A 12181-nucleotide genomic window follows, 5' to 3' on the forward strand; every position below is an offset into this window, starting at 1 on the left:
TTTCCTTCGAATCGCGGCGGTTTTCATGAACTGGTACGCGGTGAGTTGCAGGGATAGTCTTTTCGTTGTCACCACCAGAACGGTGACAGGGGGTAGGATCCCGAACTCTGAAGTGCACAAGTGCCGCAGGCTGAATACGAGGGTCAAAACGTATTCATGACAAGTTGACGGCGGCTGTGTGCGGGACACGTTTCGACGTGGCTGATTTGGAGTTCTCAGTTCCTACTCCCGCACATGGCTGCCACCCAAACCCGTAGGAAGGTCAATGGCGGCTCCACTCAGAACTTCAAGGATGCCGAGAATGACAACGACAAAACATGATCCGCCCTACAAGAAAATTACGCCTCACCCCGACAACCGCTTCATGGCCCTGACCGGCAATTGCAGCGACATGCCCAGCCTGTTCATCGACACCCACGTGCCTCTCGACATCCTTATGGACGCCGCTAACTACCGCATCCGCGCCGTGGCCCAGGTCCTGGAAAACATGTGCATGCGCGGCTCGATCGAATGTGATTCCTTCATCCTCAGCGACTTTGCCCTGCTGTGCGCCATCCCATTGCGTGATGGCTGTGACGTGCTCGATGTCATCGGCAAGCGCCTGCGCAGCTTACCCGTCTGAGAAAGATCAAAAGATCGCAGCCTTCGGCAGCTCCTACAGGAGGTTGACGGCCACTCCGGAGCATCGAAGGCTGCGATCTTTTATAGTCGTGGCCCGCTCAGCCGCCAACCCCTGACTTGCTGCCCGGTAAAAGGTAAACTTTGCGCCCTTCGCAGGAGCAGCCATGAATTATCGTCACGCCTTCCATGCCGGCAATCACGCCGATGTGTTCAAACACCTGACCTTGACCCGCCTCATCGCCTTGATGTCGCGCAAGGAGCAGCCGTTTGCCTATCTCGATAGTCACGCCGGCATCGGTCTGTATGACTTGCAGGGCGATCAGGCCAATCGCACCGGCGAGTACCTGGAGGGCATTGCACGGTTGTGGGATCAGCCGGATTTGCCTGCGTTGACTGCCGACTACATGAAGGTGCTGCACGACATGAACCCGGATGGCCAGTTGCGCTATTACCCGGGTTCGCCGGAGTTGGCGCGGCGTCTGACGCGGCCTCAGGATCGGGTGATGCTCAACGAGAAGCACCCCGAAGACGGTGTGCTGCTCAAGGACAACATGGCTGGCGATCGCCGGGTGAAAGTGCATCTGGGCGAGGGCTGGCATGTTGCGCGGGCGATGCTGCCGGTGCAGGAGAAACGTGCGGTGATGCTGATCGACCCACCGTTCGAACAACTGGACGAGATGCAGCGCTGCGCGGCGTCGATGAAAGAAGCTATCGGGCGTATGCGCCAAACCGTGGCGGCGATCTGGTACCCGGTGAAGGATCAGCGCGCGTTGCGACGTTTCTATCAAGACCTCGCCGGCACTGGCGCACCGAAGTTGCTGCGCGTCGAGCTGCTGGTGCATCCGCTGGATACGCCAAACAGCCTGAACGGCTCGGGTCTGGCGATCGCCAATCCGCCGTGGGGGCTTGAGGAGGAACTGCGTGAGTTGCTGCCGTGGTTGTCGAAGAAGCTGGGGCAGACTCAGGGTGGCTGGCAGATGGATTGGTTGATCGCCGAGAGTTGATCAGCAACTCATACCTGTGGCGAGGGAGCTTGCTCCCGCTCGGCTGCGCAGCAGTCGTAGAATCCGCAGACTTCGTTTTCACTGGAAGAACGCATTCACCGGTTTCAGGGGCGCTTCGCACCCCAGCGGGAGCAAGCTCCCTCGCCACAGCTTCAGGTTAATTACCCGCCAGGCTCGCTGGCATGCACACACCAGTACCGCCGATGCCGCAATAGCCTTCCGGATTCTTCGCCAGGTACTGCTGGTGATACGTCTCGGCGAAGTAAACCGTCGGAGCCTGGTCGATCTCGGTGCTGATTTCACCCAGACCGGCCTTCGCCAGCTCAGCTTGATAGACGGCTTTGCTTTCAAGCGCCGCGTCCAGTTGCTCGGGTGAAGTCGCGTAGATCACCGAGCGGTACTGGGTGCCGATGTCGTTGCCCTGGCGCATGCCCTGAGTCGGGTTGTGCAGTTCCCAGAACATCGCCAGCAGTTCTTCGTAGCTGACTTGGGCCTTGTCATACACCACCAGCACCACTTCCGCATGGCCGGTCAGGCCTGAGCAAACCTCCTCGTACGTCGGGTTCGGCGTGAAGCCACCGGCGTAACCGACCACGGTGCTGACCACGCCTTCGCGCTGCCAGAAGCGCCGTTCCGCGCCCCAGAAACAGCCCAGACCGAAAATCGCAAAGTCGACGTCCTGAAAAAATGGACCGAGCAACGGGGTGTCTTCGAAGACAAAGTGTTTTTCCGGCAGGGTCATTGCGGTTTCGCGGCCGGGCAGGGCTTGTTCTTTGGTTGGAAGCACGTTTTTGTTCACCAGAATTTCCGAGCGCAGAACCATGATCGTTCCTCTCAGTCAGGATGGGATGTAAAAAGTAGACCGCCAGTGTGCCGAATGATGCCGGAGTTCGCACTATCCAAATGTGGGAGCGGGCCTGCTCGCGAAAGCGGTGTGTCAGGCGATGATGATGTCGACGGTTTTATCGCCTTCGCGAGCAGGCTCGCTCCCACAGGGGGATCATCATAGAGGTGGGGGTTACAGGCAAAGCGGCCCGCGCGGGTAGCGCTTGAGCGCTTTGATCAGCTCGCCGCCCGGAATCGGCCGGTCGAACAGATAACCTTGACCCACGTCGCAACGATGACGGCGCAGGAATGCCAGTTGCTCGGCGGTTTCGATGCCTTCGGCCACGACCTTGAGTTTCAGGTTATGGGCCATGGCAATCACCGCAGAGGTGATTTCCATGTCGTCCTGGTTGTCCGGGATTTCGTGGATAAAGCTGCGATCGATCTTGATGATGTCGATCGGGAATTTCTTCAGATAGCTCAGCGATGAATAACCGGTGCCGAAGTCGTCCATGGCCAGGGTCAGGCCCAGACGCTTGAGTTGATCGAGCTGCAAGTGCGTGTCTTCGGTGGCCTCCAGCAGCAGCCCTTCGGTCAGCTCCAGTTCCAGCAGATTGGCTGGCAGCTCTTCTTCCTTGAGGATATTGGCGATGGAAGCCACCAGGTCCGGGTCGGAGAACTGTTTGGGCGACAGGTTGATCGCCACCTGGAGATTGCCCAGGCCAGCGGCGGTCAGGGATTTACTCATGCGGCAGGCCTGGCGGGCGATCCACTTGCCGATCGGAATGATCAGGCCGGTCTCTTCGGCGACACTGATGAACTGGTCCGGGCGGATCATGCCGCGCTCCGGATGGTTCCAGCGCAGCAGCGCTTCCATGCCCAACAGACGACCGCTGCGCAGGCACAGCTTGGGCTGGTAGAACACGTCCAGCTCGTTCTGGGTCAGGGCGCGGCGCAGGTTGTTCTCGACGAACAGTTTGTAGCTGGCCTCGGCGTTCAGCGCTTCGGTGAACACCTGCACCTGATGCTTGCCGTTGGCCTTGGCCTTGTGCAGCGCGAGGCCAGCGTTGCGCATCAGGGTCTGCGGATCACGTCCGTGCAACGGTGCGCAGGCAAGGCCGACGGAGCCGGTAACGCTGATCAGCTGGTTGTCGACGAACATCGGTTTGTCGAGCGTCATCAGCAACTGGCTGGCGATCTGCTGTCCGGCCTCAAGACTGGTGTCGTCGAGCAATACGGCGAATTCATTGCTGGCGAAGCGCGCCAGGCTGCCGCTCGGGCTCAGGCTGTTGCGCAGGCGCCGGGCAAGGCTGATCAACAGTTTGTCGCCGGTCTGGTGACCGAGGCTGTCGTTGATCCGCTTGAAGTTGTCGATGTCCACCAGCAACAGGCTGATCGGCGCATCGCTGTCGCGCGCGAAACGCTCATCGAGGTTACGGATAAACGCTGGACGATTGCCGAGGTTAGTCAGGTTGTCGGTATAGGCCAGGCGCTCGATGCGTTGCTGCGCCAGCTTGGTCTGGGTGATGTCTTCGTAGATGCCGATGTAGTGCGTCAGCTCACGGTTGTCGCCATAGACCTTGGAGATCGACAACTGCCCCCAATACGGTTCGAGGTTCTTGCGCCGGCTCTTGAATTCGCCCTGCCAGCTGTTGCTCTGGGCCAGCGCCGAGGGCGCGTCGAACAGCAGTTCGCTGAGGTTTTCCAGGGCCGGCAATTCCGACAGGCGCTGGCCGTGCACTTCCTCGGTGGTGTACTGGGTGATCGCGGTGAAGCTCGGGTTGACGTACTCGACCACGCCGTCGCAGTTAACCAGCAGAAATGCGTTGGCGCTTTGCTCCACCGCGCGCTGAAACAGGTGCAAGGCGCTGGTCGCGGTGCGGCGGTTGTGGTTGTTGATCACTTGCGCGAACTGGTCGGCGAGTTCACCGGCAAAGGCGATTTCGTCGGACTGCCAGGCGCGGGTGACGCCCGTCTGTTCCAGGCACAACACGCCGACCACCTGACCGTCGACGCGAATGCTGGCGTCGAGCATGGCGTTGACATCACGAGGACGCATCGCCTGCGCCATCTCGCGAGTGCGCGGGTCGCGCATGGCGTTGTGAGCGTCAATGGCTCGGCTGCTGTGCAGCGCTTCCATGTAATCGGGGAAGCCGCTGATATCGATCGGGTCCGGCAGGAGGTATTCCTGGGTCGCCCGGTGGTAGGCGGAGATCGGCAGCAACCTCTGGCCATCGAGATTCCACAGGCTGGCGCAGTCGATTTCATAGATATCGCAGGCGCAGCGGGTGATCAGTTCGGCGGCTTCCTGCAGCGAGTTGTGCGTGCTGTAGCGCTGGCGGGCGAGCAGCAGAATCAGGTCCTGCTGGGCGCGCACGCGTTCCAGATGCTGCAGCTGTTCCTGCTGCGCGCGCTGGTTCAATTCGAGGGCGATCTGCAGGCGCGAATTCTGGGTTTCGAGATCAACCGAAAGCATTGGCGGCGCTTCGTCGAACACACTGTCGACCGCCAGCAGATAGCCGCGCAGCAAGTGCCGGTTGTGCTGCTTATAGGCTTCGCCCAATTCGAGGATGCTCAACGCGCCGGCCGCTGTGTGCAGGGTATAGCGCACCAGATAATGCGGGCTTTGGGCCAGCTGTTGCTGGATCGCGTCGTGCAGTTGATAGCGCGCTTCGGGCTCCATCAGACAGGCATAGGGCGAACCGACGAGCGCACAGAGTTCCACAGCCGGCTGACCGAACTGGCGTTCGCAATTGGGATCGAGGAACAGCATCGCCCAACTGGCTTCATTCAAGCGCTCGAAACGCAGCATGCCGAGCCGCGAGGGCACAGGCAACTGCGTCACTACCTCGGCCGCCATACGGCTGGCGGCATCGGGTTGGCTCTTCATGAAGGGAACTCGCTTGGAAATATGCTGAATGCGCCGGGCTCTCGCCCTCTTATCTGTTGGCTGCGGCAAGGTTGCATCATTGCGGCCCCGACTGACAAGAGAGATGAAGGCCAAGTGCTATAAGAATATGTCGGCTGGAGTGAACATTTCTGCAGCTCGGGATTGAAAAGAGCAAAAGATCGCAGCCTTGAGCAGTCTCTACAGGGAAATGCGTTTCCTGCAGGAGCTGCCGACGGCTGCGATCTGTTGGGGCCTCAACGCAATTTAATACTGATCGATTGCAGCTTTTTGCCCTCGCGATCATGGTAATTGACCAGAATCTGATCAGTCTCAACCACCAAGTGCGCAAAGTTGTCCTGGCTCACCACGGCACTGGTCAGCTCGTGCCGGTAGTCGCCGGCTGCGGTGAAAGCCAGCGGTTGATCGAGAATGAACGTCGAGGCTTTGGCATAGGGCAACAGTCTGCTGTTGTGCGCGGCGAGGACACGATGGTGTGCACTTCAAAGTCGGTGTCCTCGCTGTGAGTGAGGCGACTGGTCAATGAACCATGGACGTCACCGGAGACGAACAGCACATTCTTGATCCGATGGGTGCGGATGGTTTCCAGCAGACGCAGGCGCTGTTCGGGGAACGCTTTCCAGGCATCACCACCGTTGAACTTGCGATCGGGATAAAACATCACGCTGGTGACCACGAATTTCACCCGCGCCGGGCTGTGGATCAGCCATTCGAGCAGGGCCTGTTCCTGTTCCACGTCGAGAATGCGCCGGTCTTCTGCCGACAAGTTTCGTCGAGTGCGACTGTCGGTCACAAACCAGGCGATATCGCTGTCGCCGAATTGATACCAGTAATGCCGCAAGCTGTTCCTCTCTATCTGACCCTTGCTGTTATATGCATAAACCGGGCTGTGACTGGCTTGATAAAGTTCATATGCCGCCATGGCGTTACGGTATAAATCTTTGTCCGCTTCTTTGGCATTGGCGGGCCAGTTATCTTCGATTTCATGATCATCAAGCATCATGTAAGTCGACGTATTGGACATCAATCGTTGAATGTTCGGTTGCGAGAAGGCGGTTCGATATTTTTTCAGGATGTCTTTGGCTTCGCGATCCGGTGCGATGATATTCAGGTCATCTACGTACACTTGATCTCCTGTCATGATTACTGCACTGACCGGAATCTGACTGCGTTCGACAAGTTCATTGATGGCGCCAAAAATCCTGTCGCCCAGTTGCGGTAATGAGGCGATGCCAGCGGTTATCCGCAAATAACGGCAAGAGCCGACGATAAATGCTCGAGGCTGGCTGGCTTGCCGAGTGCGGGTACGAAATCCGTAAACCTGTCGTGGCCACTGCAATGGAAACTCTACAACCGTGTCGATGGTATGCACCGGATTCATCGGGCTCAACCAGCCGGCCTGGTATTCATATTCACAATCGGCATCAAGATCTTGCAGTACCAGCACACCCGACATGTCGTTGCCCGGATTGAGCAGCGCAAATACGCTGTTGCTCCATTTCTCCGCGCCGGCTTTACGGGCGCGAACTCCTGCAAATACCCGTTTTTTATCCTGATGCTCACCGCGAATAAAAACGCGCACTTCGTTAGTTGTGGTATGGCCCACGATTGGGCCGATAGTGGGTTTGAACATGATCGATTCCGTTCGATTGTTTAATGGCTGAAGAATAAATAATGGGTGCGTACTTTATTTAACTTTTCTAAGCGAAGGTTAGTTGGGTGGCGGGATTAAATATTGGCGTTAAGTAGACCAGGCCTGTAGCCGATTTCAGCGCTAGTTGTGGGAAGGGCACGCGGACCGGTTTATTTCAGGCAAAAAAAAGCCCCGTCAAACTGACGGGGTTGAGGTACGAGCGTGTGGCGCTCGAAAGGGGACGCCAATCGGCCCTCCGTTGCCGGAGGGCCGATCGAGTTACAGCAGGATGGTGCGGATGTCCGCCAGCAGGCTGCCCAGGCGTTGAGTGAAGCGGGCAGCAGCAGCACCGTTGATCACGCGGTGATCGTAGGACAACGACAGCGGCAGCATCAGTTTCGGCTGGAAGGCTTTGCCATCCCAGACTGGCTGAATGGTTGCCTTGGAAACACCGAGGATCGCCACTTCCGGCGCGTTGACGATCGGCGTGAAGCCGGTGCCGCCAATGTGGCCCAGGCTGGAAATGGTGAAGCAGGCGCCTTGCATGTCGTCAGCGGTGAGCTTCTTGTCGCGGGCCTTGGCGGCCAGTGCAGCGGCTTCGGCTGCCAGTTGCAACAGGCTCTTTTGATCGACGTTCTTGATGACCGGTACCAGCAGACCATCCGGAGTGTCGACGGCGAAGCCGATGTTGACGTACTTCTTGCGGATGATCGCCTTGCCGCTCGGAGCCAGCGAACTGTTGAAGTCCGGCAGTTCCTTGAGCATGTGCGCGCAGGATTTGAGCAGCAGCGGCAGGATGGTCAGCTTGACGCCGGCCTTCTCTGCAACGGCCTTCTGCGCCACGCGGAACGCTTCCAGCTCGGTGATATCAGCCGAATCGAACTGAGTCACGTGCGGAATGTTCAGCCAGCTGCGGTGCAGGCTCGACGCGCCGATCTGCATCAGGCGGGTCATCGGCACTTCTTCGATTTCGCCGAAACGGCTGAAGTCGACGACCGGGATCGGCGGGATGCCCGCGCCACCGGTAGCACCGCCAGCAGCCGGCGCTTCCTTGGCCTTCTGCATCATCGCCTTGACGTAAACCTGCACGTCTTCTTTCAGGATGCGACCGTGCGGGCCGCTGGCGCCGACGGCGCTCAGCTCGACGCCGAACTCGCGGGCCAGTTGACGCACGGCAGGACCGGCGTGAACTTTCGCACCCGGCTTGGCCGGTGCGGCGGCTGGAGCGGCGGCAGGCGCAGATGCTGCCGGAGCAGCAGCGGCAGGAGCCGGAGCGCTTGGTGCCGCAGCGGCAGCCGGCGCCGGAGCAGCAGGTGCTGCGCCTTTGACTTTCAGCTTCAGAATCAGGTCGCCGGTACCGACTTCGTCATCCAGCTTGATGGAAACGCTTTCAACCACGCCAGCGGCAGGCGATGGAATTTCCATGCTGGCCTTGTCGGATTCCAGGGTGATCAACGATTGATCAGCCTCGACGGTATCGCCCGTCTTGACCAGCACTTCGATGATCTTGGCCTTGCCGGCCGAACCGATGTCTGGAACGTGGATGTCCTGAACGCTGTCGGCGGCCGGTGCAGCCTGAGCAGCAGCCGGGGCTGGCGCAGCGGCAGCAGCAGGCGCAGCAGCCTGAGCCGGAGCGACAGCAGCAGGGGCCGCAGCACCTGCCACTTCCAGATCCAGAATCAGGTCGCCGGTGCCGACTTCGTCGTTGAGCTTGACGCTGATGGCTTTGACCACGCCAGTGGCAGGCGACGGGATTTCCATGCTGGCCTTGTCGGATTCAAGGGTGATCAGCGATTGATCAGCCTCGACGGTGTCGCCGACCTTGACCTGGATCTCGATGATCTGAGCCTTGCCCGACGAACCGATGTCCGGCACATGCACTTGCTGCACCGAAGCGGCAGCAGGGGCAGCGGCGGGCGCGGCGGCGGGCGCTGCAGCCGGTTTTTCTTCGGCTTTGGCGGCAGGCGCTGCAGCAGGCGCCGGGGCGGCTTCAGCAGCGCCCTCGACTTCCAGCTCCAGCAGTTCGTCGCCTTCTTTCAGACGGTCGCCCAGCTTTACTTTCAGGCTTTTGATGACGCCCGCTTTCGGGGCCGGCACTTCCATGCTGGCCTTGTCCGATTCCAGGGTCAGGATGCTCTGGTCGGCTTCGATACGGTCGCCGACCTTCACAAACAGTTCAATTACTTCACCTTCACCGCTGCCGATGTCAGGTACGCGAATGAGTTCGCTCACAAAATGTCTCCTCAGCAGTCCAGTGGGTTGCGTTTTTCCGGGTCGATGCCGAACTTGACGATGGCTTCAGCCACCACTTTCGGTTCGATATCACCACGGTCAGCCAGTGCTTCCAGGGCTGCCAACACCACGAAATGACGGTCGACTTCGAAGAAATGACGCAGTTTCTTGCGGCTGTCGCTGCGGCCGAAACCGTCGGTGCCCAGGACTTTGAATTCCTTGGACGGTACCCACTGACGGATCTGTTCGGCGAACAGCTTCATGTAGTCGGTAGAGGCAATGACCGGACCCTTGCGGCCGTTCAGGCACTCTTCGACGTAGCTCAGCTTCGGCTTCTGGCCAGGCTTGAGACGGTTGCTGCGCTCAACGGCGAGGCCGTCGCGACGCAGTTCGTTGAAGCTGGTGACGCTCCACACGTCGGCGCCGACGTTGAACTCTTCACGCAGGATCTTCGCCGCTTCACGCACTTCGCGCAGGATGGTGCCGGAGCCCATCAACTGAACGTGGTGCGCCGCATCGCGGGTGTCTTCCTCAAGCAGGTACATGCCCTTCTTGATGCCTTCTTCGGCACCGGCCGGCATGGCTGGCTGCTGGTACGACTCGTTCATTACGGTGATGTAATAGAAGATGTCCTGTTGCTCTTCGGTCATCTTCTTCATGCCGTCCTGAATGATCACCGCCAGCTCGTAGCCGTAGGTCGGATCGTAGGTGCGGCAGTTCGGGATGGTGGCAGCCAGCAGGTGGCTGTGACCGTCTTCGTGCTGCAGACCTTCACCGTTCAGGGTGGTTCTGCCTGCGGTGCCGCCGATCAGGAAACCACGGGTACGGCTGTCGCCCGCAGCCCAGGCCAGGTCGCCGATACGCTGGAAGCCGAACATCGAGTAGAAGATGTAAAACGGCAGCATTGGCTGGTTGTGGCTGGAGTACGAAGTACCGGCCGCGATGAAGGAACTCATGGCGCCCGCTTCGTTGATGCCTTCTTCAAGGATCTGACCTTTCTGGTCTTCCTTGTAGAACATCACCTGGTCTTTATCGACTGGCTCGTAGAGCTGGCCAACGGAGGAGTAGATGCCCAGTTGACGGAACATGCCTTCCATACCGAAGGTACGGGCTTCGTCCGGGATGATCGGAACGATGCGCGGGCCGATTTCCTTGTCCTTGACCAGTTGCGCGAGGATTCGCACGAAGGCCATGGTGGTGGAAATTTCACGGTCGCCCGAGCCATCAAGAATGGCCTTGAGAGTGTCCAGGTCCGGGGTCGGTACGCTGAAGCTCTGCGCGCGGCGCTGTGGCACGAAACCGCCCAGTGCGGCACGACGCTCGGCAAGGTAGCGGCCTTCGGCGCTGTTTGGCTCTGGCTTGAAGAACGGCAGGTTCTCCAGCTCCTCGTCTTTGACTGGAATGTCGAAGCGGTCGCGGAACAGCTTCAGGCTGTCGACATCGACTTTCTTGGTGTTGTGCGCGGTGTTTTTCGCTTCGCCGGCACCGGTGCCATAACCCTTGATGGTCTTGGCCAGGATGACGGTCGGCTGTTCTTTGTGGTTGACCGCTTCGTGGTACGCCGCGTAGACCTTGTATGGGTCGTGGCCGCCACGGTTGAGTTTCCAGATCTCGTCGTCGGACAGATCGGCAACCATCGCCTTGAGTTCAGGCGTGTTGAAGAAGTGTTCACGGACGAACGCGCCGTCTTTGGCTTTGTAGTTCTGGTACTCGCCGTCGATGACTTCGTCCATGCGACGTTGCAGGATGCCGTCGACGTCTTTGGCCAGCAGCGGATCCCAGAAACGGCCCCAGATGACTTTGGTGACGTTCCACTGAGCACCGCGGAACACGCCTTCGAGTTCCTGGATGATCTTGCCGTTGCCGCGAACCGGGCCGTCGAGGCGCTGCAAGTTGCAGTTGATGACGAAGATCAGGTTGTCCAGCTTCTCGCGGCCGGCCAGGGAGATCGCGCCCAGGGATTCCGGCTCGTCGCACTCGCCATCGCCCAGGAAGCACCAGACTTTCTGTTTGCCCGGCTGGATGAAACCGCGGTGTTCCAGGTACTTCATGAAGCGTGCCTGGTAGATCGCCTGGATCGGGCCCAGACCCATCGATACGGTCGGGAACTGCCAGAAATCAGGCATCAGCCACGGGTGCGGGTAGGACGACAGGCCTTGACCGTCGACTTCCTGACGGAAGTTGTTCATCTGGTCTTCGGTGATGCGGCCTTCCATGAATGCACGGGCGTAAACGCCTGGAGAGGTGTGGCCCTGGAAGTAGATCAGGTCGCCGCCGTGTTCGTCGGTCGGGGCCTGGAAGAAATAGTTGAAGCCGATGTCATACAGGGTCGCACTGGAAGCGAAGCTGGAGATGTGACCACCCAGGTCAGAATCTTTCAGGTTCGTACGCATTACCATGGCCATCGCGTTCCAGCGTACCAGCGAGCGAATGCGGCGTTCCATGAACAGGTCGCCAGGCATGCGTGCTTCGTGGGTAACGGGGATCGTGTTGCGGTAAGGCGTGGTGATGGCGTAAGGGAGCTGCGAGCCGCTGCGGGTCGCGAGTTCGCCCATACGGGTCATCAGATAGTGAGCACGGTCTTCGCCTTCTTTGTCGAGAACCGATTCCAGGGCGTCCAGCCATTCCTGGGTTTCGACGGGATCGAGGTCTTGCATGGCTTGCTCCAGGGCGGAAAGGCTTCCAGAATCGGTTGCCTGAGTTTGCGACTGGCCTTGTGGGCAGACGATTTAAAATTCTTGGATTGCCGACAGGTTGTTCCGGCGGCGTGTAGTTTTACTACAAATCTTCCGGCATTTCAGCCTTTCGAATGTATAGACGAGTAGTAAAACTACAGATGAAAGGCTTGTGGCCTCCGACTGCGTTGTGAGAATAATCGTTAAGGCGGGTCGATTTCCATCCGAATCAGGTGAAAGTTTGATGCTCCGTGCCAAAGAAGAAGAAATTTCAGCTATTTCT

Annotated in this window: 6 protein-coding genes and 1 pseudogene; 2 read left to right on the top strand and 5 right to left on the bottom strand. The window is 59.0% G+C overall.

Annotation, left to right across the window (positions count from 1 at the left end):
- The first annotated feature begins 301 nt into the window (after positions 1-301).
- Together HU727_RS12090 and HU727_RS12095 are read left to right on the top strand one after the other, a co-directional pair.
- Positions 302-622 carry a hypothetical protein gene (locus HU727_RS12090; RefSeq protein WP_186531820.1) on the top strand — a complete coding sequence of 107 codons (321 nt, stop codon included), beginning with the start codon at positions 302-304 and terminating at the stop codon, positions 620-622.
- 163 nt (positions 623-785) lie between these two features.
- Complete coding sequence (locus HU727_RS12095) at positions 786-1625, top strand: 23S rRNA (adenine(2030)-N(6))-methyltransferase RlmJ (RefSeq protein WP_166218667.1); 840 nt, start codon at positions 786-788, stop codon at positions 1623-1625.
- Between the two features lie 157 nt (positions 1626-1782).
- On the opposite strand, the gene msrA is transcribed toward HU727_RS12095, so the two are convergent.
- From msrA to aceE, 5 genes and pseudogenes are all read right to left on the bottom strand, one after another.
- A complete protein-coding gene (msrA, locus tag HU727_RS12100) occupies positions 1783-2448 on the bottom strand; it encodes a peptide-methionine (S)-S-oxide reductase MsrA (protein ID WP_186531819.1) in 666 nt (221 codons plus the stop codon).
- 195 nt (positions 2449-2643) lie between these two features.
- On the bottom strand, positions 2644-5340 hold the full coding sequence (locus tag HU727_RS12105; RefSeq protein WP_186531818.1) for a putative bifunctional diguanylate cyclase/phosphodiesterase: 2697 nt from the start codon (positions 5338-5340) through the stop codon (positions 2644-2646).
- Between the two features lie 254 nt (positions 5341-5594).
- A pseudogene (locus HU727_RS12110) lies at positions 5595-6991 on the bottom strand (alkaline phosphatase D family protein).
- Between the two features lie 279 nt (positions 6992-7270).
- The gene (aceF, locus tag HU727_RS12115; RefSeq protein WP_186531817.1) at positions 7271-9223 is read right to left on the bottom strand and encodes a dihydrolipoyllysine-residue acetyltransferase; all 1953 of its coding nucleotides are present in this window, start codon (positions 9221-9223) and stop codon (positions 7271-7273) included.
- An 11-nt stretch (positions 9224-9234) separates the two neighbouring features.
- Positions 9235-11880, bottom strand: coding sequence for a pyruvate dehydrogenase (acetyl-transferring), homodimeric type (aceE, locus tag HU727_RS12120; protein WP_186531816.1), 2646 nt, complete (start codon positions 11878-11880; stop codon positions 9235-9237).
- Positions 11881-12181: the final 301 nt, after the last annotated feature.

The organism is Pseudomonas khorasanensis, assembly GCF_014268505.2.
Taxonomy (GTDB): domain Bacteria; phylum Pseudomonadota; class Gammaproteobacteria; order Pseudomonadales; family Pseudomonadaceae; genus Aquipseudomonas; species Aquipseudomonas khorasanensis.

Excerpts from the sequence above, each read along its gene's own strand:
- HU727_RS12090 (WP_186531820.1), top strand. The coding sequence starts at position 302 with ATGACAACGACAAAACATGATCCGCCCTACAAGAAAATTACGCCTCAC.
- HU727_RS12095 (WP_166218667.1), top strand. The coding sequence starts at position 786 with ATGAATTATCGTCACGCCTTCCATGCCGGCAATCACGCCGATGTGTTC.
- msrA (WP_186531819.1), bottom strand. The coding sequence starts at position 2,448 with ATGGTTCTGCGCTCGGAAATTCTGGTGAACAAAAACGTGCTTCCAACC.
- HU727_RS12105 (WP_186531818.1), bottom strand. The coding sequence starts at position 5,340 with ATGAAGAGCCAACCCGATGCCGCCAGCCGTATGGCGGCCGAGGTAGTG.
- aceE (WP_186531816.1), bottom strand. The coding sequence starts at position 11,880 with ATGCAAGACCTCGATCCCGTCGAAACCCAGGAATGGCTGGACGCCCTG.